Origin of the sequence: Nocardia concava NBRC 100430 (genome assembly GCF_000308815.1) — a bacterium.
Lineage (GTDB): Bacteria > Actinomycetota > Actinomycetes > Mycobacteriales > Mycobacteriaceae > Nocardia > Nocardia concava.
Genome location: NZ_BAFX01000124.1, coordinates 38,680 through 59,878, shown reverse-complemented (window position 1 = coordinate 59,878; position 21,199 = coordinate 38,680). Strand labels below are relative to the sequence as shown.

The window sequence follows — 21,199 nt, the reverse complement described above, 5'->3', positions numbered from 1 at the left end:
TAACCGCGGAGTAAGCGAGACGGGAACTTCGTGGAACTGCGCGACATCGAGATCTTCTTGACGCTCGCCGAGGAACTGCACTTCGGCCGCACCGCCGAACGCCTGCACGTCACCCCCGCGCGCATCACCCAGGCGATCAAGAAGCAGGAGCGTCAGATCGGCGCCCTGCTCTTCGAGCGCACCAACCGCAGCGTCCGCCTCACCACCGTCGGCGAACAGCTCCGCAGCGATCTCCTCCCGCACTACGAGGGCCTCGCCTACGGCATGCGCCGCGCCAAACTCGCCGCCAGCGGCCAGACCGCGGTGCTGCGGCTGGGCCTGATGCCGTTCAACATCAGCGAGTTCCGCGTCTTCTGGGACGAGTTCCGGGATCGGCATCCCCACTGGCAGTTGAAACTTCGCCGCATGCACTACACCGACCCGTTCGAGCAGCTGCGCAGCGGCGAGTTCGACGCCGTGGTGCTCTGGCTGCCGGTGCGCGAGCCCGATTTCGTGGTCGGGCCCACGCTGTTCCACGATCCCCGGGTCCTCGCCGTCGCCGACGACCATCCGCTGGCCGACCGCGAGTCGGTCACCCTGGAGGAGACCACCGAGTACCTGCACGCCATGGCCCCGCTCGGGTCCCGCTACTGGGAGGACGGCTACCTGCCGTTCATCACGCCCGGCGGCAACCCGGTGAACCGCGGCCGCCCGGCCCTGCACGCCGACGACCTGATCGACATGATCAGCACCGGGGAAGTCGTCCACATCTTCCCCGGCCACGTGCGCCGGCACTGGGGCATGAGCAATATCCGGTTCATCCCGGTCACCGATATGCCGCCCATCTCCTACGCCCTGATCTGGCGCTCCGAACTCGAATCCGAGCCGATCCGCGCCGTGGCCGAGGTGATCCGCGAACTGGGCGCCCGGCAGCTCTGACCGCTCACCAGTACTGGTCGCGGGATCGCTGGACGGGCCGCGGTGGGGGAGTTGGCTGGCGCCGCTGGGGCGAGACCCGGGGCTGCGGGGGAGTGACGGTCACGGGCGCGGGAGCGTGGGTGTCGTAGGCGGATTCGGCGTGTTCGGCCTCGTCGATGCCGTTCACCTCGGCCTCGTCGTCGACGCGGAAACCCAGCAGCCGGTGGATGATCCAGGCGAGCAGCAGGGTGGCGAGGAAGGAGTAGGCCAGCACGGCCAGGGCCGCGACGGCTTGGCGTTCGAGCTGGGCGAGACCGCCGCCGAAGAGCAGGCCGTTGCCGCCCGCCGGGTTCACCGAGGCGTCGGCGAACAGCCCGATCAGCAGCGTTCCCACCAGGCCGCCGACCAGGTGGACGCCCACCACGTCCAGCGAATCGTCATAGCCGAAGACGTATTTCAGGCTCACCGCCAGGGCACAGCACACCCCGGCCACCAGCCCGATGCACAGCGCGCCGATGGCCCCCACGAAACCGCAGGCGGGCGTGATGGCCACCAGACCGGCGACCGCACCGGACGACGCCCCGATGGTGGTCGGCTTCCCGTCGCGCAGCTGCTCGACCACGATCCACGCCAGCGAGGCCGCGCCCGTCGCGATGGTGGTGTTGGTGAATGCCAGGGCGGCGAGATTGCCTGCGGTCAAGGCGGATCCGGCATTGAAGCCGTACCAGCCGAACCACAGCAGCGACGCTCCCAGCAGCGTGAACGGAACGTTGTGCGGGCGTGAGATGCTGCGCGGCCAGCCGTGCCGCTCGCCGACCACCAGCACCACCGCGAGCGCGGCCGCACCCGCGTTGATGTGCACCGCCGTGCCGCCCGCGAAGTCGAATGCCTTCAGCCGGTTGATGATCCAGCCTCCGACCTCCGTGGAATTGCCGGACGCGTCGGTGTCGGTGAACCCGCTGGCGCTGAAAACCCAATGGGCGACCGGGAAATACACCACCGTCGTCCACAGGACCGTGAAGGCCACCCAGCTCCAGAATCGGGTCCGCCCCGCGATCGCCCCGGTGATCAGGGCCGTCGTGATGACCGCGAACATGAGCTGGAACATCACGAACGCCATGGTCGGAATCTGGTGTCCCGCAGGGCCGGACAGCGATCCCTGCGTCATGCGCAGCAGGCTGTGCGACATGTCGCCCACCAGCCCTTGAAAGGCATCGTCGCCGAACGACTCGCTGTAGCCGTACAACAGCCACAGGGTCGACACGACGCCCAGACAGACGAAGTTCATCATCAGCATGTTCAGCACGCTCTTGCCGCCCACCATGCCGCCGTAGAAGAACGCCAGCCCCGGTGTCATCAACATGACCAGCGCGGCGCTCGCCAGCACCCACGCGGTATCTCCCGAATTCACACTCGTACCTCATATCCCACGGGAATTCGCGCACAGCATCGGAAAATGCTGTTTCCCCCAGTGGCCCGTTGGTGTTTCGAGGTGGTGAATTCGATGGCGGCCGGTCGTACGACCGCGCGGCCCGGGCCCGCCGCCGGGGATAAGGATCTGCGTGAACCAATTCCTGGCCGGTTTAACGCAGCCGCTTTAACTTGGGGGCATGGCGGCGAAAGCGCAGATCCTGGCGGCGGCGGAACGCCTGTTCGCCGAATTCGGCATCGAGTCGGTGTCGTTGCGGCAGATCGCGGTGGCCGCAGGACAACGCAATACCTCGGCGGTGGCGTATCACTACGGCAGCAAGGAGGCGCTGGTCGAGGCGATCTACGTGTGGCGGATGACCACGGTGAACGCGCAGCGACTGGCCCGGCTGCGCGCGCTCGGCCCGGACGCGAGCATCGAGCAACTGGTGCGCGCGCTCGTCGAACCGCTGGCCGCGACGCTGCACGATCCGGATCGCGGCGACGAACCCAGCTGGTATCTGCGCTTCATCGCCGAAACCCTGTGGCGCCCACAGTTCGATCCGGTCGTCAACACCCTGCGCCGTCCCGAGGCCGAGAGCGTCCGGCTCGTCGTCGCGGGCCTGCGCGGCGCGCTCGACGGTCTCGCCCCCGAGATCTTCGACGAGCGCATGCGACTGGTCTCGATGCTTTTCGTCACCGCACTGGCCGACCGGGAACGCCGTCTCCAAGAACCCGATCCGCCACCGCATCTCGGCGACCTCGGCCTCGAGGTGCTCGTCGCCGCGGCCACCGCCATCCTCACCGACCCCTGGCCACCCCGAAATCCACCGACAGAACAAGGATCACGATGACCGCCTCCTACGCCACCCTCGGCGACCTGCTGACCGGCCGCTCCCTGGCCGCCGGACCGCGCACCCTGCACCGGCTGCCCGGCGGCGCCGACAGCGCGCCCTACGAACTCTTCACTCTCACACCGCAAACCAACCTGATCGGCGCGGAGATCTCCGGCATCGACCTGCGCGAGCCGGTCGGCCCGGAACTGTTCGCCGAACTCGACCGCGCGCTGTTGGAGTGGAAGGTGCTGTTCTTCCGCGACCAGCACCTCACCGGGGCGCAGCACCGCGACTTCGCGCGGCTGTGGGGCGAACTCGAGGTGCACCCGTTCCTGCCGCAGGGCGACGTCCCCGAGATCGTCCGCTTCGCCAAGGACGCCGACAATCCCGGCGTCGAGAACGCCTGGCACACCGACGTCACCTGGCGCGAGCGCCCCGCGCTCGGCTCGGTGCTGCGCGCCATCGAGGTCCCCGCGGCCGGCGGCGACACCCTGTTCGCGGACATGGCCGCCGCCTACGACAACCTGCCCGACGACCTGAAGGCGCGCATCGACGGCCTGGACGCGGTGCACGACTTCACCCTGCCGTTCGGCCGCTTCCTCGACGCCGACGAACTCGCCCGCCGCCAAGCCGAATTCCCGCCCGTCGCCCACCCCGTCGTGCGTACCCACCCCCGCACCGGCCGCAAGACCCTGTTCGTCAACGCCGTCTTCACCACCCACATCGTCGGCCTGGAGACCGACGAGAGCGAAGCCCTCCTGCGCCAGCTCTTCCTGCACGCCCGCACCCCGGAGTATCAGGTCCGATTCCATTGGGCCGCAGGCTCGATCGCCTTCTGGGACAACCGCGCCACCCAGCACTACGCCGTCAACGACTACTTCCCCCAGCGCCGCGTAATGGAACGCGCCGCCATCCTCGGCGACCGCCCCTACCGCTGATCCGGCCGACGGTCAGAGCGGGGCGGGCTCGGTGACCGCGATTCGATCCACCAGGGCCGTCAGGGATTTCGTCAACGGAGCGGTGCCGGCGACGAGGCGGGTGAGGCCCGCGGTGGTCAGGGCCTCGGACATGACCTTGCGGGTGAGCAGGCCGCGGCGGGTGGGGTAGACCAGGACGCGGCGGCGGTCGGCGGCATCCACCTTGCGCAGCACCAGGTTGTCGGCGATCATCGCGTCGATCAGCCGGGTGAGTGTCGCCGAGTTGAGCAGGGTGACGTCGACCAGCTGGGACATCGACAGGCCCTCCGACTCGGCGACGGCGTTCAGGACATGCCAACGGCCGACGGATGATTCGCCGAGACAGGTGGCGATGGCCCGGTCCAATTCCTGTGACGCCCGCCGCACGAGGCGGGTCAGATCGTCCAGGGCGGCCAGAGCGGTGCTATCGTCCACCCCAGCACTGTACAGCGCCGTATGAATCATTTTCACTTGCAAGCACTACGGGTGGTGGTGCCCGTGTCGATCCGGGACCTGCGCGCTTCGCGTGACACGGTGGACCTTGCCCTGGTCGTGCCGCTGAGCGGCCCGGCCGGGATGTTCGGTCCCTCCGCGGAGGCCTGCGCCGATCTTGCCCTCGACGACATCAACGCCGCCGGCGGCATTCTCGACCGCCGGGTGCGGCTGCATCCCGTCGATGCCGGGTTGCCGCTGCCGCTGCTGGCCGCGCAGCTCGAGCAGATGGTGGGCCGCGGCCTGATCGACGGGGTCGTGGGCTGGCATCTGTCCAACGCTCGCAAGGTCATCACGCCGCACACCGAGGGCCGCGTCCCCTACGTCTACACCACCTTCTACGAGGGCGGCGAGAGCTCCGACGGCGTCTACATGGTCGGCGAGACCCCCGAGCAGCAGCTTTTTCCGGCCTTGCGCTGGCTGCGGCGGGAATTGGGGGTGCGCCGCTGGTGCGTGATCGGCAACGACTACGTGTGGCCGCGCGAAACAGCCCGCGCCACCGTTGAATTCGCCGCCGGCACCACCGACATCGAGGTGGTCGGCTCGGCCTTCGTGCCATTGGGCGGCCGGGATTTCTCTACCGCGCTGTCCCTGATCTCCGACTCGCCCGCGCAGGGCGTGCTGCTGTTCATGGTGGGTGCGGACTGCGCGGCGTTCAACCGCGCGTTCGCGGCCGCCGGGTTCGACGAGGACCGCATCCGGCTGAGCATGATGATCGGCGAGGACGTGCTCTACGCCGGCGGCGCGGACAGCGCACACGGATTGTTCACCGCGTCAGGGTATTTCGAGAGCGTGGTGTCGCCCGCCGGGATGAGCTTCGGCAGCCGCTACGCCGCCCGCTACGGATCGCTCGCGCCCGCGCTGAGCAATATCGGCGAATCCTGTTACGAGGGACTGCTTTTGTTCGCATCGCTGGTGGAGCGGGCGCGCAGCCTGGACCTGCGCGCCATCGAGTCCAGCGCCTCCCGGGTGACCTATCACGGCCCGCGGGGCGAGGTCCGGGTGCGCGGCACGCACACCACCCAGCCGGTCTACGTCGCGGGCGCGGATCTCCTGCATTTCGATGTCCAAGCGGAGCTGACGGCCTGACGTGGCGGCCCGGCTCGTTCGGGACCGCCACGACGGGTGAGTAGTATTGTGGTACAACGCTATTCGCGTGCGGTCGCCGGGGTGAGATCCAGATCGGCGGCCGCCACCGCATCGGTGTAGGCGGGCGACTGGCAGCGTTCCTCGCAGTTCTTGGTGAGCGTGCAGGTCAGCGAGGAGATCGGGCCGCCGTGGAACGGGCAGTCGTGCACCATGTCCGGCAGTTCGTAGCGCTTGCCGTCCACCACGTCCAGCAGGGTCTGGCCCGCCCAGAGCGGTTCCTTCTCGATTTCCTCGCGCAGCGGATTCGGCCGTGCCAGATAGTATTTGCCGCCGGTGAGCACCGCGATGACCGGCGTCAGCACCACCGCCACCGCCAGCGCCAGGTACGGGGACCAGGCCTCGAGGAACGGGCCGAAGGCGCCGAAGTAGGCCACGATCGACAGCGCCGACCCCGCCAGCATGGAGACGAACCCGACCGGGTTGATCGGATACAGATAGGCGCGCTTGAACTCGATGTAGGAAGGGCTGATCTTCAGAATGCCCTTGTTGATCACCAGATCCGCCACGATCGCGCCCACCCATGCGATGGCCACGTTGGAGTAGAAGCCCAGGATGGTGTTCAACACGGTGAACATGTTGCCGAGCATGAGGGCCAGGGCGATCGCGATGTGCAGCGCCAGCCACACCACCCGACCGGGATGCACGTGCAGCACCCGGCTGAAGAAGTTGGACCAGGACAGCGAGCCGGAGTACGCGTTCGTGACATTGATCTTGATCTGGGACAGCAGCACCATGACGGTCGCGATGGTCAACGCCGCCGCGTGATTGTGGATGAGCGCGCCGTAGCCGCCCAGGAACTCCTCGATGGGCTCGGTGGCGCGGGTGAAGCCGACCTGTCCCGCGACGTAGAACGCCAGGAACGCGCCGCACAACTGCTTGGCCGCACCGAGAATCACCCATCCGGGTCCGGCCGCCAGCACCGCCGACCACCACCGCCACGCCGGGGTCTCCGACTTCTCCGGCATGAACCGCAGATAGTCCACCTGCTCACCGATCTGCGCGATGAGCGACAGCGCGACGCCCGCGCCCGCCCCGACGCCGATCGCCGTCACCCGCTCGGTGCCGCCGTCGCCCGCCCAGGACAGGAAGCCGTCGAAACCGTGCGGATCGCCGACGGCGATCATCACCAACGGCGCCGCGAACAGGATCAGCCACAGCGGCTGCGTCCACACCTGGAACTTGGCCAGCGCCGACATCCCGTACAGCACAAGGGGAATGATGATCAGCGACCCGATCACGTACCCCAGCGGCAGCGGGATGTGGAAGGCCAGCTTCATGGCCTGCGCCATGATCGAGCCCTCCAGGGCGAAGAAGATGAAGCAGAAACTGGCGTAGATGAGGCTGGTCAGCGTGGAGCCGAAATAGCCGAAACCCGCTCCGCGCGTGAGCAGATCCATGTCCAGGTTGTACTTCGCGGCGTAGTACGCGATGGGGATGCCGGTCAGGAAGATGGTCGCCGCCGCCACCAGGATGGCGATGACCGCGCTCGCCGATCCGTGGGTGACGGCGATGGACGCTCCGATGGAGTAGTCCGCGAGGTAGGCGATGCCGCCCAGCGCGGCGACCGCGCAGGCCATCGGGCTCCAGCGGCGGAAGGACTTGGGCGCGTAGCGCAGTGAGTAGTCCTCGATGTGGTCGCGCGCGGCCCATTGCTGGAACCGCTGCCAAGGGGCGGTTGTGCTCATGGCGTCGTTCTCCTTGCTGTCGGGGCGGACACGGCCCCGGAATCCAACGAGAACAGACCCTAGAGTGAATATTTTCAGATGAATATAACTCATTTGAAGATTTACCGGACGGATACTCCGGCTGGATCTGGTAACACGCACTTAATCCGGCGGTTTCACCCAGGAGACGGTGGGCCGTTCGTATAGTAGGCATCTGAAATATCTACAAATGAAAGTAATCCCGTGCCGTACTACGAGTTCCGCTGTCCCAGCTGCGGTGTCTTCGTGCACTCCCATCCGATGAGCGGCGTGCCCGACGCCCAGCCGTGCCCGACCTGCGCACAGCCGGCCCGCCACCGACCCGGCGGAGGCGCACTGCTGCATACCGGCTCGCCCGCCGCGCGGCTGCTCGACGCCACCGCGCGCACCGCGCACGAACCGCCGGTGGTGGCCGGTCCGCCCGCCGCGCAAGGTGCGCGCATCACCCGGAATCCCTTGCACCGCAAACTACCCCGACCCTGATATCCCGAGGAGGCACCGATGCCGGAGCTGATCTTCCCGCTCGATTCCACCAAGAAGTTCGCCGATCAGAAGTTCGTCGGCCACAATCGCTGGCACCCCGACATCCCGGCGGTCGCCACCGTCGCGCCCGGCACCGAGTTCCGCGTGCACGTCCGCGAATGGTTCGACGGCGCCATCCACAACGACGACTCCGCCGAGGACGTCCTCAACGCGCCGCTCACCACCGTGCACTGCCTGTCCGGGCCGTTCGCGGTGGAAGGGGCCGAGCCCGGCGACCTGCTCATCGTCGACATCCTCGACATCGGGCCCATCCCGCAGGAGGATTCGGGCCCGCTGGCCGGACAGGGCTGGGGTTACACCGGCATCTTCCCGACCGACAACGGCGGCGGCTTTCTCACCGAGCATTTTCCGGACGCGTACAAGGCCATCTGGGATTTCAGCGGCCACACCACCACCTCCCGGCACATTCCGGGTGTGAAGTTCACCGGCATCATGCATCCGGGGCTCATGGGCACCGCGCCCTCGGCCGGGCTGCTCGGTACCTGGAACGCCCGCGAGGCCGCGCTCATCGCCACCGATCCCGAACGGGTGCCGCCGCTGGCGCTGCCGCCCGAACCGCGGGACGCCATCCTCGGCAACCTCACCGGCACCGACTTCACCAGGGCCGCGGCCGAGGCCGCGCGCACCGCGCCCCCGCGGGAGAACGGCGGCAACCAGGACATCAAGAACCTCACCCGCGGCAGCCGCGTGTTCTATCCGGTCTTCGTGCCGGGCGCGAACCTGTCTGTCGGCGACCTGCACTTCTCGCAGGGCGACGGTGAGATCACCTTCTGCGGCGCGATCGAGATGGGCGGCTTCATCGACCTGCGGGTGGATCTGATCAAGAACGGCATGACGCTCTACGGCGTCACCGAGAACGCGGTCTTCCTGCCCGGCAACGAAGGCCCCGTCTACTCCGAGTACCTGGCCTTCTCCGGCACCTCGGTCACTCTCGACGGCGAACAGCGTTACCTGGACTCGCAATTGGCCTTCGAGCGAGCCTGCCTGCACGCCATCGACTACCTCACCAACTTCGGCTACAGCCGCGAACAGGCCTACCTACTCCTGGGCGCCGCCCCCATCGAAGGCCGCTTCTCGGGCGTGGTCGACATCCCCAACTCCTGCGCCACCGTCTACCTCCCCACCGCGATCTTCGACTTCCCCTTGGCCCCCACCGCTTCCGGCCCCGTCCGCATCGACCCGGGAATCGGCGCCCCGCACGCCGCCCGCTGACGGCGACCGGCGGATGCCGGAATCGGTGCCGATATTAATGATCTTGAAAGGGGATGTCGCGCCCACGCTTTCTGTGGCCTGCCCGGCCGGGGCGGGGAATCCAAGATTGCGATGTGGGGAATCGTATTGACAGAATCGGTCTGTTCGGTGGAATCGTGCTGGCCGCAGGGCTTTTCGCGATCGGAGGCTGGGAGCGGCGGTGGATCGCCGACGACGGTTTGACCGTGCTGCGTACGGTGCGAAATCTGCTGGCGGGCAACGGTCCGGTGTTCAACGCGGGTGAGCGCGTCGAGGTCAACACCAGCACGGGGTGGACGTACCTCATCTGGGCCGGTAGCTGGGTGACGCGGGCGCGACTGGAGTATGTCGCGCTGGGTATCGGGCTGATCCTGTCGGTGGTGGCCATCGTCATCGCGATGATGGGTACGGCTCGGCTGTGGGGCGGTGGTCGATTACTGCTTCCCGCAGGCGCTCTCGTCTATATCGCCTTGCCTCCGGCTCGCGACTACGTCACCTCGGGGTTGGAATCCAGTCTGGTGCTCTGCTGGCTCGCGGTGCTGTGGTGGTGGCTGATCACTTGGAGTCGGTCGGAAAAGTCCACGCTGACAAGTTCTCTCGGGGTGGCGTTCTTCGCGGGCCTGGCTCCGTTGATCAGGCCGGAGCTGGTAATCGTCGGTGCGCCAGCGGTTTTCATGATCTGCAGTGCGCCACTGCCGGAGACTCGGTTGCGGCCGTCGATATTCCGCGCATCCACCGTGATAGCCGCGGGTCTCGTACCGGTGAGCTATCAGATCTGGCGAATGGGCTACTACGGACTGCCCTATCCGAACACGGCCGTCGCGAAAGATGCGAGCGGCGCGAAATGGCGGCAGGGACTCGCCTATCTCTGGAATTTCGTGGGTCCCTACTGGCTGTGGGTTCCCTTGCTCTTATTGAGCGTCGCCTCGCTGTTCACGCTGCGATCTCGGCTACCCCGCGGCGGCCTCGCCGCATGGCGGCGATCACCCGCCGCAGTGGTCGCCCTCATGGTCGGCGCCGGTCTGCTGTTGACCGCCTACGAGATTCGCGTCGGCGGCGATTTCATGCACGGCCGCATGCTGCTCCCACCACTGTTCTGCCTACTGCTGCCCGTCATGGTGCTGCCACTGAAATCGGCTGCCGAGCCGTCGAACTCGCGCCCGCACCGAATCGCGGCGGCTGCGGCATACTCCGGCATCGCAGGCTGGGCGCTCGTCGTGGCCGACGTGACCGCCATCGAATCCGCCAATGCGATAACCCCCTCCGGCATCGCCGACGAACGCCTCTACTACATCCGCACCACCGGCCACCCCCACCCCATCCGCGCCGAGGACTACCTCGACTACCCACGCATCCGACCCATGCTCCGAGAAGTCGCACGCAACCCCAACGGCGGCCTTCTCATCAACACCCCTTCCTTCCAGGAGTGGCAGACAGTCCCGCCCCCGGCCGCCCCCACCCCGAACACCGTCTTCTTCATAAACCTAGGCATGATCAGCATGAACATGCCCCTCAACGTCCGAGTCCTAGACCCAATGGGCCTGGCCTACCCCCTAGCCGCCCACACCTTCCGCTTCCCCAACGCCCGCATAGGCCACGACAAAAACCTCGACTCCGACTGGGCCGTCGTGGACACAGGCATGGCCACCGCCCACCCCCTCCTCCCCTGGTTCCTAGACGAAGGCTGGACGACCCGAATCCGAACGGCTCTCTCCTGCCCCGAAACCCGCGACCTCCTCGCCTCCACCCGGGACCCGCTGACCTTCGCCCGCTTCCACCGCAACATCCTTCAATCCCTGAATTACGCCGCCTACCGCATCGACCGCGTCCCCGAATTCGAGATCGCCCGCTGCCACCTACCCCCGGCCGCATGATCTCGGAAGCAAAAAATCCCGGTACCTCTGCAGAGGTACCGGGATTTCTCGTGCTGTGGAGCTAAGGGGAATCGAACCCCTGACCTTCTCGATGCGAACGAGACGCGCTACCAACTGCGCTATAGCCCCGCGGGGTCGTTTCCGGCCCGCGGTGGAAAACTTTAGCAGGTGGACGGGGGAGGGGACGAATCGGCTGGTTATCGGGGGTTTTGGGCGGTCAGGAGATGGGTTCGCTGTAGGAGTCGATGACGTGGAGGAAGAGGTCTACTCGGTGGGAGTGGACGGCTGGGTTGTCGGGTTCGAGGAGGCATTGGGCTTGGGTGCCGTCGTTGACGGCGACCAGGGCTCGGGCGAGGGCCGACGGGTCGGGGATGTGGCGGCCGTTGCGGCGCATGAGGGTGACCATGACCGGGATGAGGGCGGCGCCGATGGCTTCCTCGCGGGCGACCATCACCTGGCGGAGGTCGGGGTTGCGGAGGGCGTGGGCGGTGAATTCGGAGGTGATGCGAAACCACTTGTCGTCCACCGGGACTGCGGAGAGGACCTGTTCGATGGCTCGGCGCGGATCGCCCTCCACGCCGCTCGGGGCGTCGAGTACCGCCGCCACCTCGGTCAGCATGCGTGCCGAGCGCTGCTCCCACATGGCGAGGAACAGCTCCTCGAGCGAGGTGAAATTCGAATAGAACGCGCCGCGCGTGAATCCGGCCCGCTCACAGACCTGCTCGACCGAGCAGCGGCCGAAACCCTCCTCGGCGAACGCCTCGAAGGCCGCGTCCAGCAGCCGCTGCCGTGTCTCGGCCCGACCGCGCCGCACCTTCACACCCCCGCCTGACCCCTCGGCGACCATGCCTTCTGGATCGGATTCGCCATCACCCCTGCTCACGACCGCATCGTATCCGGTGGGGCGGACTCATCACCCGCGAGCGCGAAGTCAGGGGAGGTCGGCGGCGTGGGCGGCGTCGCGCAGGACCTGTTCGAGCATGGCCGGGGTCAGGCGGCCGGTGAAGGTGTTCTGCTGCGAGGGGTGATACGTCCCGAACAGATGGAGAGGGGCGCGGTCGGGGCGGGCGGGGGAGAGTTCGAAATGTGCGCCGTGGCCGAACTTGGGCCTGGGTTTGGGGATGGCCCAGCCGGATTCGGTCAGGGCGGGCAGCAGTGCCTGCCACCCCCAGCCGCCGAGCACCACGATCGAGCGCAGGGTCGGGGCGAGCAGGCCCAGCTCGGTGATCAGCCAGTGGCGGCAGTTGTCGCGTTCGGCGGGGGTCGGCTTGTTGTCGGGTGGGGCGCAGTGGACGGGGGCGGTCATGCGGGCGCCGATCAACCGGAGTCCGTCGTCGGCGGAGACGCTGGTGGGCTGATTGGCCAGCCCGGCCGCGTACATGCAGGCGATGAGCACGTCCGCGCTGCGGTCGCCGGTGAACATGCGCCCGGTGCGATTACCGCCGTGCGCGGCGGGCGCGAGGCCGACGATCAGGACCCGGGCGTCGGCCGGACCGAAGGCGGGAACCGGCTTGCCCCAGTAATTCTCGTCACTGAAGGCGGCCCTTTTCTCGTGCGCGACCCGCTCCCGCCAGGCCACCAGTCGGGGGCAGGCGCGGCACGCGGTAAGTTCCGCGTCGAGCTGGGCAATTGTGCGGCACACGAGGAAATTCAAGCGCATCACCGGACGAACCGGGCGGCGACGCGGCGATGTCACGCGCCGACCGGGCGATCTTGGGCGCGAGGCATACTGATCGCCGGTAGCCGAGAGTTAGCGATCTGGAAGGGAACCGGCCACGCAATGAGTGATCTCGTCGAACTCGGCACCGCCGTGGACGCGGCGCAGAGTGCGGGAAACCTGGTGGGCGTGTTCGCATTCGGACTGTCGGGCGCGCTGCTGGCGGTGCGTCGCCGCTTCGATGTGGTCGGCATCGGGGTCCTGGCCATCGCGACCGCGACGGGTGGTGGAGTCATCCGCGATCTGGTCATCGGCCGCACCCCGCCGGTCGCCTTCGAGGACCTCTCCTACGGCGGGGTCGCGCTGCTCTCGGCGGTCCTCATCTTCTTCTGGCATCCGCCGGTGCGGGTGGTCCGCACCCCGCTGATGGTCGCCGACGCCATCGGCCTCGGCATCTTCTGCGTGACCGGCACGGTCAGCGCCTTCCAGCACGGCATGTCGGCCACCTCGGCGGCGGCGCTGGGCCTGGTCACCGCGGTCGGCGGCGGTGTCATCCGCGACGTCCTGGCCGGTGTCACCCCGAGCGTCCTGTCCGACGGCGAGCTCTACGCGGTCCCCGCCCTGCTCGGTTCCGCGGTCACCGCGACCCTGCTGCACTACGGCGAATACACCTACTGGACAGGCGCTTTGGCCGGTGCGGGCGCGGTGGCCCTGCGCCTGATCGCCATGCTCAGGCACTGGCACGCCCCCATGGCCCGCCCGCACCGACGTCGCCGCGACGACAGCCCGCCCGTCTGATTCGCCCGATCCCAAGCCCCGGCGTGTTGTGGAGCAACGCCCCCGCTCGTGTCGCCGAGCACGCCCCGGGGTGATTGATAGCATGGCGAAGGCTTGGCCGACTGGCTGTGAATCACACCTCGAGAGAGTTCCTTACCAATGCAGTTCGAGATCGTCGAGCGGGACGAGACGTGGGTGGCCGGGTTGCCGGTCCGCAGTCCGAAACGTGCCCTCGGTGAACTGCGTGACCATGATCTGGAGGTGGCCTGGGCCGCCGTCCTGCATCAGGAACTCGGTGGCCCGCTGGCTTCCGCCTACACCGACTACGCGGCCGAACTCGGGACCTACAACACCCAGATCGTCGGCTACCAATGCCGTTCCCTGGCCGAGGTGACCCGCGGTCACCTGGTGGCCCGCCTGCCCCGCGGCACCTACGCCCGCTTCTCCTCGGTCGGCAACTTCCCGCAGGTCATGACCGATCTGTGGACCCAGATCGCGTACGCCGAGGAGCACAAGCAGATCAAGCGCATCCACACCGGCGACTTCGAGACCTACCCGCACGCCTACAAGATCGACCTCTACCTGGCGGTCGAGCCGTCATGACCTATTCGATCGTGGTCCGGCCGGGCGGCGTCTACGGCGGCCTGGTGGTCCCGCGCGTGCGCCCCAGCTTCAAGGTCTCCAACAGCGAGCTCATCGAATTCCTCCGCGACCGCCTGCGCGACCGCGACGGCATCGACCGCCCCCTGGCCACCGTCTACGTCCCCGACCCCGCCGGCAACTACAACGTCCTGGTCTCCTACGAATACCCCGATCCGGACGATGTCCCCGTCGGCGACGTCCTCATCCGCGTCCCCAAGGGCGTCTACGCCCGCTTCCGCCCCAACGGCGACTACCACGATCCGGCCGAGGACGTCTGGGCCCAGGTCGACGATGCCACCGCCTCGGCGGAGATCACCCGCGCCTACCGTGAAGAGATCGAGATCTGGTCCGGCCCCACCGAACTGGAGCTCTTCATCTCGATCTTGGTGTGATAGCCATCGGTTAACTAAATGGGAACCGACTGGTCTTGTCATTGCAATTCATGACTGATAGCAATGGTTTGACCTGGGGGGATTTCTGGAGACATATCCGGGTTTCGAGGGGTTTGCCGGATGCCTGGACAATTTGTGTCACCTGACGGATACTCCCCTAGGTGCCGAAGTGGGGTGTGACCGATACATGAACGTATCGACCTCCCCATGCGGCATACGCGCGGCAGACAGTGCAGTAATGGAGTGGGAAGATATGGCAGTCGATCCGATCGCGCTCGTCCCACCGGCAGGTACTGGTGGCGACATGCTGCGGCTCCAGGACGCACCATCCGGGTACACCTTTTGCTACGGGCCGCCGCACGCCGATCCTGCGTTGTGGCAGTGCTACCTCGAGGGCGCCCTGCGCGTCTACGGACATTACGGTGCGGAGAGCGCCGTCGACTACGACCGGGTCATCGATGGCTCGTCAACCGCGCTATTCGCGGTGGCCGTCGATGCCGACGGACATGCCGTCGCCGGTGTGCGGGCCGAGGGCCCGTTCAAGCATGTGGACGAAGCTCCCTCGATCGTGAGCTGGGCGGGCCTGCCGGGCGAGTACGCCTTCCGGAAGATGGTCGCCGACCAGATACCCGAGGGCGTGTACGAGTGCCGGACCGGGTGGGTCGTCCCGAAGTCTCCGCAGCACCCGATGCTGGCGGATTGGGTCGCGCGGGCGATCATCCATTTCATTCCCTTGTTGGGGGCTCGCTATTCGGTAGGCGCGGCGGCCGAGCACGCGCTACCGCTCTATCGCCGGGGCGGCGCCCGCACGGCGTGGTGGATTCCGGCGTCGTCGTATCCGGACGATCGCTACCGCACAGTTCCGCTGTGGTGGGACCTGCAGTCCTTTCGATCGCTCGCGAGTCCGGAGCAGGTGCGTGCGATCGATGCGGAATGGGCGGCGCTCAGTGCCGCCGGCCCGATCCCGCCGATTTCGTGGTTTCCTGACCAGGGTCAGGCGCAGGCATGACGAAAGATCGCTACGCGGGGGACGAGTACCGGCCGCTTTTGCTGGATGAACGCAATCCGGAGGACGCTGCCAAGCTCGCGGAATTGCGTGCGAGCAATGCCGTCGAAATGGTCGATAAGCGCAATTTGCTGCGCGCGGAATTCGCGACTTTGGTCAAGCCTCCCGAATTGTCCGAAGGGGCAGAAGCCGAACGCTGGGTTTATTATCCGTGGCGGCGTGCGGCGATTGCGCTGCCCGGTCCGCAACTCCTGCGGGCGCTTCGGCTCGATCGGAATCGCAACATCCTCACCCCTGCCGAGCAGGCGACGCTCGCCACCCAGGTGATCGGTGTGGTCGGACAGAGCGTCGGTCACACCGTCGCCCACACGCTGGCACTCGAGGGAATCTGCGGCGGGCTGCGGCTGGCGGATTTCGACGCGATGGAACTGACCAATCTGAATCGTGTACCGGTCACCCTGTTCGATCTCGGCGTCAACAAGTCGGTGGTCGCCGCACGGCGGATCGCGGAACTGGATCCCTATCTGCCGGTAGAGGTTTACGACCGGGGGCTGGACTACGACAACATCGATGCCTTCCTCGCCGGACTGTCGATAGTCGTCGAGGAATGCGATTCACTCGACATCAAACTCGCCGTTCGCGAGGGAGCTCGACGGCACCGCGTGCCCTTGATCATGCAGTCCAACGACCGCGGGCTGCTCGACGTGGAGCGTTTCGACCTCGAGCCGGGCCGAAGCCCCTTCCACGGTCTGCTCGGCGATACCCGCGCCGCCGACCTGCGCGGCCTGTCGACCCGCGACAAGGCTCCGCATGTGATCCGAATCCTGGACGGCCGCAACCTTTCCGACAAGCTCGCCGCCAGCATGGTGGAGATCGGCGAGACCATGAACAGCTGGCCCCAGCTGGCTGGCGACGTGCAGCTCGGCGGTGCCACCGTCGCGGCGGCCGTGCGCCGGATCGGGCTCGGGCAGAAATTGCCGTCGGGGCGCACCCGCATCGATGTGGACCGCTGCCTGGACGATATCGCCGAGCCGCCGCCCATCGTGGAACCGCTGCTCGCGGACCAATCGTTCGAGGACCCGGTGCCGGAGTCGGGAGTCGAGAGTGTGCTGTACGCGGCCCAGCGCGCACCCTCCGGCGGCAACGCGCAACCGTGGACGCTGCGGGCCGATCCGGGCCGGGTGACAATTTCTCTTGCGCCGGAACGAACCTCGTCCATGGATATCGGCTACCGCGGCAGCGCGCTGGCGGTCGGAGCGGCGCTGTACAACGCCCGGGTGGCGGCGGCCGCGCACGGTTTGCTCGGTGCCAGCAGCCTGCGGACGGACGGCCCGGCGGACCTCACGGCGGAGCTCGAGCTCGGCGCGGGGACCGATCCCGGACTCGCCCGGGACTATCGGGGGCTCTTGGCTCGCCATACCAATCGGTGCGATGGAACGGGTGCGCAGGTGCCCGCCGCGGACCTCGAGTCGATCGGGGCGGCGGCCGCGCAGGCCGGTGGCGGGCTGCGGGTGGTCACCGATCCGGCCGAGATCGACCAGGCGGGTCGGCTGCTCGCGGAATCGGACCGGGTGCGCTACCTGACGCCGAGACTGCACGAGGAGATGTTCGCCGAACTGCGCTGGCCGGGTGATGATCTGCGCTACGGCACGGACGTGCGGACCCTCGAGCTGCCTCCCGATGAAATGGTGAAACTCGAGGTCGCGAGCCGTGCCGACGTCATGGCCCAGTTGCGGGCCTGGTCGGGCGGCGTCGCCCTGGGTGACGCGACCCGCGACCGGATCCGCACCAGTTCCGCGGTCGCGGCGCTGACCTATCCGGTGCCCGGTGATGCGGATGAACTCACCACCTACGCGCGGGCGGGCGAGGCGCTGCAGCGGGCGTGGATCGAGGCCGAACGGCACGGATTGGCGGTACAGCCGGTCTCTCCGGTGTTCCTGTTTGCGCGACGTTCCGATGAACTCTCTGCTGTTTCCCCGGAGTTCGCCGATACACTAGCGTCACTTCAGGGCCGTTTCCTGGACTTGTTGGGAGTGCCACCGGACGAGTTGATGGTGTTGGTGCTGCGCCTGAGCTATGCGGCGGAGACCAAGGTCCGTAGTCGTCGGCTCCCGGTGCTACAAGCGGGCCTGTTCGGCTAGTGCGATCGGAGACAGAGTGCCTCGGCAGACGCTCGACTCGCTGGTGACTCAAGTCGCCTCCGAGCTGATGGGTGTCGACGCCCATACGATGGTGGCGTCGAGTGAGCGGGTCTTGTCATGGCTGGTCTCGCACTTCGACGTGGACTTCAGCTATTTGCGACATACCGACCTCGAGCGGCGGGAGTCCGTCCTCATCGCCGAATGGCCGCCGCGTGAGGTGATTCCGGATCCGGATCCGATCCGGGTTGCCAAATTCGACGATTCCGATCCGGTGTTCGCCAGCCTCGAGCACGCCACAGAGCCCTTCCTGGTCCGGCCGACGCCCGAGTTCGAGGAGTATCAGCGCACCATCCGCGACTCTTCGGGACTGTCATCGGTATCGGTCGCCTCCGTGCCGCTGGTATCTCGCGGTTTGCCGACCGGAGTGCTCGGCTTCGTCAAGGAGGGCGACCGCGAGTGGAGCACGCGGGAACTCAACGTGCTCAAGGCGATCGCCGCGTTGTTCGCGCAGCTGCAGGCCCGGGTGGTGGCCGAGGAGCGGTTGCGGTTCATCGCCATGCACGACGATCTGACCGGACTGGCGAACCGGCGGGCATTGCTCGAGCATATGGACGAGCGGCTAAGGCTGGGTTGCGCGGGACCGGTGGCGACGTTCTTCCTGGATCTGGATCGGCTCAAGGCGCTCAATGATTTCCTCGGGCATACGGCCGGGGACAATTTCATTCGTACGCTCGCCAAGCGGTTACGGGAGAACCTGGATGCCGGGGATGTGATCGCGCGGCTGGGTGGGGACGAGTTCGTGATCGTGCCTGCCAAGCCGATGGATGCGGCGGCGGCGGAGCGGGAGGCTACGCGGATTCAGCAGTTGATCGCGCGGCGGGTGACTGTGGGGGAGGAGACTGTCAGCCGCGGGGCGAGTGTTGGTGTGGCGCTGGGGATTCCGGGGGAGACCACGGTCGCGGACGTATTGCGGCGGGCAGATCATGCGCTGCTGTCGGCGAAGTCGAGTGGTGGGAATGGCGTTGCGGTGTTCACCGATGCCATGCGGGCGCAGTTCGAATTGCAGGATGACGTCGAGTTGAACCTGCGCGGGGCGGTGTCGGACGGGTCGCTGGTTCTGCACTATCAGCCCGAGGTGGATTTGCGGACCGGGCGGGTTGTGGCGTTGGAAGCGCTTGTGCGGTGGCAGCATCCGACTCGGGGGCTATTGCCGCCGGGGGCTTTTGTGGGGGTGGCCGAGGCGACCAATTTGGCGGGGGAGTTGGGGCGCTGGGTTATTCGGTCGGCGGCGGAGCAGTTCGCCGGTTGGCGGCGGCGGGGGTTGGCGTCGAATGTGGTTATTCGCATCAATGTTTCGCCGGTGCAGCTGGTGAGTCTGGACTTCGTGGAGACCATGGAGGGGATTCTGCGGCGGTACGGGATCGATGGGTCGTCGGTGTGCCTGGAGATCACGGAACATGTTGTGGTGCAGGATCTTGCGCGGACGCAGGTGACGTTGCGCGGGCTCAAGCGGATGGGTGTGCAGATCGCCATCGACGACTTCGGGACCGGGTATTCGTCGCTGTCGCATCTCAAGGCGCTGCCGGTGGACGCGGTGAAGATCGACCGGGGGTTCGTGCAGCGGCTGGGCGCCAGCGCTGATGATCTTGCGATCGTGAAATCGATTGTGGGGCTGGCTGGTTCGTTCGGGCTGGGCGTGGTCGGTGAAGGGGTGGAGACCACCGTGGCGGCGCGCACGCTGGTGGCGCTGGGTTGCTATCGCGCGCAGGGGTTCCTGATCGCGCGGCCGATGCCGGCCGAGGAGGTCGAGGAGCATCTGGCGGCGGGGCGGATCGCCCTGGATCTGGATCTGCCGGGAACCAGCCGTTCGGTTCTGCCCGGCCCGTCCTGACATCGATCCCCTAACTTTCCCGGCCGCGGCGCGGAATCCGGGTTTGGAGCGCGTGTGCCCAGGAAAATAGGGGCGTAACGGGTACTCGCCCGACTCGCGAACACTACTGTTCGCGTAGTAGCGTGCGGTCTGACAAGGCTGTCAAATTCGAGGATGGATCCGGCGTGCGTGATCATGGCCTGAGCGGCAAGAAGACCCTGATAACCGGCGCGGCGAGCGGCATCGGCCGGGCCACGGCGCTGGCCGCCGCCCGCAAGGGCGCCCGGCTGGTGCTCACCGACGTGAACTCCGACGGGCTGGACGCGACCGTCGAATCCATTCGCTCCGGCGGCGGCATCGTCGAGGTGGCCGTCGCCCTCGATATCAGCGATTACGACGCCGTCACCGCCTTCGCCGAGAAGGTGCACGAGCAGATCGGCTCGCTCGATGTGGTCATGAACGTCGCGGGCATCTCCACCTGGGGCACGGTGGAGAATCTGGAGCACCGGCACTGGAAGCGTCTCATCGACGTGAATCTCATGGGTCCCATCCACGTCATCGAGAACTTCATCCCGCCCATGATCAAGGCGAAACGCGGTGGCGCGCTGGTGAACGTCTCCTCCGCCGCCGGTCTGCTCGCCTTCCCCTGGCACGCCGCCTACAGCGCCAGCAAGTTCGGCCTGCGCGGCGTCTCGGATGTGCTGCGCTTCGACCTCGAGCGCCACGGCATCAAGGTGCACCTGGTGGTGCCGGGCGCGGTCGACACGCCGCTGGTGCAGACCGTGGACGTCGTCGGCGTGGACCGCGAGGATCCGCGAATCCAGGCCTGGATCAAGCGCTTCCGCCGCCACGCCAAGTCCCCGGACGAGGTGGCCGAGATCATTCTGAAGGGTGTCGAGAAGGGCACGTATCTGATCCACACCCAGTTCGACATCCGCTTCGGCTACTGGTGGGCTCGCAAGTTCGCCTGGCCGTACGAGTTCGTCATGCGCCGCGCGAACGACCTGTTCACCACGTTCCTGCCCCGGGAGGAGCCGGTTCCGGCCAACGGCGCGCCGGACTAGGCGGTGTCGGGGGCGCAGACCCCCGGCTTCTTGCAGTTCTCGGCCGCGTGCGTATCCAGCACCCGCGCGCCGGGCCCCTCGTCGCCCAGATGGTCGTGCGCATTGAAGATCTTGCACACGCCCAGCGACAGACATCCGCAGCCGATGCATCCGGTCAGGTTGTCGCGCAGCCGGATCAGCTGTTCGATGCGGTCGTCGAGGTCCTCGCGCCAGGTGGTGGACAGCGTCTCCCAGTCCCGCCGGGTGGGGTTGCGGCCGTCGGGCAGATTGTCGAGGGCGCGGCGGATCTCGGCCAGCGGAATGCCGACACGCTGTGAGATCCGGATGAAGGCCACCCGGCGCAGGGTTTCCCGGGGATAGCGGCGTTGATTGCCACTGGTTCGACGGGCTGTGATCAAGCCCTCACGTTCGTAGAAATGCAAGGCGGACACCGAAACTCCGGCCCGCTGGGCCAGCTGACCGGGGGTCAGCTCCTTCGCCTGCCACGACGCGGTCTGCACAACCCGAACATTACTCCAGGTTTTTCGCGGGTGCGAATTGCATGCCATCCGGGGCGCGGGGAA

General features: G+C 67.2%; 20 protein-coding genes and 1 tRNA gene. 14 read left to right on the top strand and 7 right to left on the bottom strand.

The window, feature by feature from the left end:
• Positions 1 to 30: 30 nt before the first annotated feature.
• On the top strand, positions 31 to 918 hold the full coding sequence (locus ON43_RS29345) for a LysR family transcriptional regulator (RefSeq protein WP_040812722.1): 888 nt from the start codon (positions 31 to 33) through the stop codon (positions 916 to 918).
• A gap of 4 nt (positions 919 to 922) precedes the next feature.
• Here ON43_RS29345 and ON43_RS29340 read toward each other — a convergent pair whose 3' ends face one another.
• Positions 923 to 2,308, bottom strand: coding sequence for an ammonium transporter (locus ON43_RS29340; RefSeq protein ID WP_281033361.1), 1,386 nt, complete (start codon positions 2,306 to 2,308; stop codon positions 923 to 925).
• A gap of 199 nt (positions 2,309 to 2,507) precedes the next feature.
• Here ON43_RS29340 and ON43_RS29335 point away from each other — a divergent pair, with 199 nt between their 5' ends.
• A complete protein-coding gene (locus ON43_RS29335; protein WP_051179420.1) occupies positions 2,508 to 3,158 on the top strand; it encodes a TetR/AcrR family transcriptional regulator in 651 nt (216 codons plus the stop codon).
• Positions 3,155 to 4,078 (top strand): taurine dioxygenase, encoded by a 924-nt coding sequence (gene tauD / locus ON43_RS29330; protein WP_040812721.1) that lies wholly within the window; start codon positions 3,155 to 3,157, stop codon positions 4,076 to 4,078. The genes ON43_RS29335 and tauD overlap by 4 nt, the downstream gene beginning before the upstream one ends.
• A 12-nt stretch (positions 4,079 to 4,090) precedes the next feature.
• Here the strand turns inward: tauD and ON43_RS29325 are convergent, their stop codons facing one another.
• Entirely contained in the window at positions 4,091 to 4,531 is a 441-nt protein-coding gene (locus tag ON43_RS29325) for a MarR family winged helix-turn-helix transcriptional regulator (protein ID WP_040812912.1), read from the bottom strand.
• Positions 4,532 to 4,567: 36 nt separating this feature from the next.
• Between ON43_RS29325 and ON43_RS29320 the strand changes: the two genes are divergently transcribed.
• Positions 4,568 to 5,677: a substrate-binding domain-containing protein gene (locus tag ON43_RS29320; protein WP_245568800.1), complete on the top strand. Its 1,110-nt coding sequence runs from the start codon at positions 4,568 to 4,570 to the stop codon at positions 5,675 to 5,677.
• 59 nt (positions 5,678 to 5,736) lie between these two features.
• Here ON43_RS29320 and ON43_RS29315 read toward each other — a convergent pair whose 3' ends face one another.
• Positions 5,737 to 7,422, bottom strand: coding sequence for a purine-cytosine permease family protein (locus tag ON43_RS29315; protein ID WP_051179417.1), 1,686 nt, complete (start codon positions 7,420 to 7,422; stop codon positions 5,737 to 5,739).
• A gap of 222 nt (positions 7,423 to 7,644) precedes the next feature.
• Here ON43_RS29315 and ON43_RS29310 point away from each other — a divergent pair, with 222 nt between their 5' ends.
• Genes ON43_RS29310 through ON43_RS29300 form a run of 3 tightly spaced genes read left to right on the top strand, consistent with a single transcriptional unit; the run spans position 7,645 to position 11,087 of the window.
• Positions 7,645 to 7,923 carry an FmdB family zinc ribbon protein gene (locus tag ON43_RS29310; RefSeq protein ID WP_040812718.1) on the top strand — a complete coding sequence of 93 codons (279 nt, stop codon included), beginning with the start codon at positions 7,645 to 7,647 and terminating at the stop codon, positions 7,921 to 7,923.
• Between the two features lie 18 nt (positions 7,924 to 7,941).
• Positions 7,942 to 9,195, top strand: a complete 1,254-nt coding sequence (gene fmdA / locus ON43_RS29305; protein WP_040812716.1) for a formamidase — start codon at positions 7,942 to 7,944, stop codon at positions 9,193 to 9,195.
• 53 nt (positions 9,196 to 9,248) lie between these two features.
• Positions 9,249 to 11,087: an arabinofuranosyltransferase AftB family protein gene (locus ON43_RS29300; RefSeq protein ID WP_373283496.1), complete on the top strand. Its 1,839-nt coding sequence runs from the start codon at positions 9,249 to 9,251 to the stop codon at positions 11,085 to 11,087.
• A gap of 56 nt (positions 11,088 to 11,143) precedes the next feature.
• Here the strand turns inward: ON43_RS29300 and ON43_RS29295 are convergent.
• The 3 genes from ON43_RS29295 to ON43_RS29285 form a co-directional block, all read right to left on the bottom strand.
• Positions 11,144 to 11,216 (bottom strand) — tRNA-Ala (locus ON43_RS29295).
• A gap of 88 nt (positions 11,217 to 11,304) precedes the next feature.
• Positions 11,305 to 11,934, bottom strand: coding sequence for a TetR/AcrR family transcriptional regulator (locus ON43_RS29290; RefSeq protein ID WP_051179416.1), 630 nt, complete (start codon positions 11,932 to 11,934; stop codon positions 11,305 to 11,307).
• An 84-nt stretch (positions 11,935 to 12,018) separates the two neighbouring features.
• Complete coding sequence (locus tag ON43_RS29285) at positions 12,019 to 12,747, bottom strand: uracil-DNA glycosylase (RefSeq protein WP_040812712.1); 729 nt, start codon at positions 12,745 to 12,747, stop codon at positions 12,019 to 12,021.
• A gap of 120 nt (positions 12,748 to 12,867) precedes the next feature.
• On the opposite strand from ON43_RS29285, the gene ON43_RS29280 reads away from it, so the two are divergent.
• From ON43_RS29280 to ON43_RS29250, 7 genes are all read left to right on the top strand, one after another.
• Positions 12,868 to 13,542 (top strand): trimeric intracellular cation channel family protein, encoded by a 675-nt coding sequence (locus tag ON43_RS29280; protein WP_040812710.1) that lies wholly within the window; start codon positions 12,868 to 12,870, stop codon positions 13,540 to 13,542.
• 138 nt (positions 13,543 to 13,680) lie between these two features.
• Positions 13,681 to 14,124, top strand: coding sequence for a GyrI-like domain-containing protein (locus ON43_RS29275; protein ID WP_040812708.1), 444 nt, complete (start codon positions 13,681 to 13,683; stop codon positions 14,122 to 14,124).
• Complete coding sequence (locus tag ON43_RS29270) at positions 14,121 to 14,555, top strand: effector binding domain-containing protein (RefSeq protein ID WP_040812706.1); 435 nt, start codon at positions 14,121 to 14,123, stop codon at positions 14,553 to 14,555. Before ON43_RS29275 ends, ON43_RS29270 begins: the two co-directional genes overlap by 4 nt.
• A 187-nt stretch (positions 14,556 to 14,742) precedes the next feature.
• Positions 14,743 to 15,564, top strand: a complete 822-nt coding sequence (locus tag ON43_RS29265) for a hypothetical protein (protein WP_157514232.1) — start codon at positions 14,743 to 14,745, stop codon at positions 15,562 to 15,564.
• Positions 15,561 to 17,702, top strand: coding sequence for an Rv1355c family protein (locus ON43_RS29260; protein ID WP_051179414.1), 2,142 nt, complete (start codon positions 15,561 to 15,563; stop codon positions 17,700 to 17,702). The genes ON43_RS29265 and ON43_RS29260 overlap by 4 nt, the downstream gene beginning before the upstream one ends.
• A gap of 16 nt (positions 17,703 to 17,718) precedes the next feature.
• On the top strand, positions 17,719 to 19,593 hold the full coding sequence (locus ON43_RS29255) for a putative bifunctional diguanylate cyclase/phosphodiesterase (protein WP_281033358.1): 1,875 nt from the start codon (positions 17,719 to 17,721) through the stop codon (positions 19,591 to 19,593).
• A 164-nt stretch (positions 19,594 to 19,757) separates the two neighbouring features.
• Positions 19,758 to 20,636 carry an SDR family oxidoreductase gene (locus ON43_RS29250; protein WP_051179413.1) on the top strand — a complete coding sequence of 293 codons (879 nt, stop codon included), beginning with the start codon at positions 19,758 to 19,760 and terminating at the stop codon, positions 20,634 to 20,636.
• Here the strand turns inward: ON43_RS29250 and soxR are convergent.
• On the bottom strand, positions 20,633 to 21,184 hold the full coding sequence (gene soxR / locus ON43_RS29245; protein ID WP_174416506.1) for a redox-sensitive transcriptional activator SoxR: 552 nt from the start codon (positions 21,182 to 21,184) through the stop codon (positions 20,633 to 20,635). The two genes, ON43_RS29250 and soxR, sit on opposite strands and share 4 nt — an antisense overlap.
• Positions 21,185 to 21,199 lie beyond the last annotated feature (15 nt).

What these genes read in the sequence shown, in the direction of transcription:
- soxR (WP_174416506.1), bottom strand. Translation starts at nt 21,184, where the DNA reads ATGGCATGCAATTCGCACCCGCGAAAAACCTGGAGTAATGTTCGGGTT.
- fmdA (WP_040812716.1), top strand. Translation starts at nt 7,942, where the DNA reads ATGCCGGAGCTGATCTTCCCGCTCGATTCCACCAAGAAGTTCGCCGAT.
- ON43_RS29275 (WP_040812708.1), top strand. Translation starts at nt 13,681, where the DNA reads ATGCAGTTCGAGATCGTCGAGCGGGACGAGACGTGGGTGGCCGGGTTG.
- ON43_RS29285 (WP_040812712.1), bottom strand. Translation starts at nt 12,747, where the DNA reads ATGCGCTTGAATTTCCTCGTGTGCCGCACAATTGCCCAGCTCGACGCG.
- ON43_RS29290 (WP_051179416.1), bottom strand. Translation starts at nt 11,934, where the DNA reads ATGGTCGCCGAGGGGTCAGGCGGGGGTGTGAAGGTGCGGCGCGGTCGG.
- ON43_RS29315 (WP_051179417.1), bottom strand. Translation starts at nt 7,422, where the DNA reads ATGAGCACAACCGCCCCTTGGCAGCGGTTCCAGCAATGGGCCGCGCGC.
- tauD (WP_040812721.1), top strand. Translation starts at nt 3,155, where the DNA reads ATGACCGCCTCCTACGCCACCCTCGGCGACCTGCTGACCGGCCGCTCC.
- ON43_RS29280 (WP_040812710.1), top strand. Translation starts at nt 12,868, where the DNA reads ATGAGTGATCTCGTCGAACTCGGCACCGCCGTGGACGCGGCGCAGAGT.
- ON43_RS29270 (WP_040812706.1), top strand. Translation starts at nt 14,121, where the DNA reads ATGACCTATTCGATCGTGGTCCGGCCGGGCGGCGTCTACGGCGGCCTG.
- ON43_RS29260 (WP_051179414.1), top strand. Translation starts at nt 15,561, where the DNA reads ATGACGAAAGATCGCTACGCGGGGGACGAGTACCGGCCGCTTTTGCTG.
- ON43_RS29335 (WP_051179420.1), top strand. Translation starts at nt 2,508, where the DNA reads ATGGCGGCGAAAGCGCAGATCCTGGCGGCGGCGGAACGCCTGTTCGCC.
- ON43_RS29300 (WP_373283496.1), top strand. Translation starts at nt 9,249, where the DNA reads ATGTCGCGCCCACGCTTTCTGTGGCCTGCCCGGCCGGGGCGGGGAATC.
- ON43_RS29265 (WP_157514232.1), top strand. Translation starts at nt 14,743, where the DNA reads ATGAACGTATCGACCTCCCCATGCGGCATACGCGCGGCAGACAGTGCA.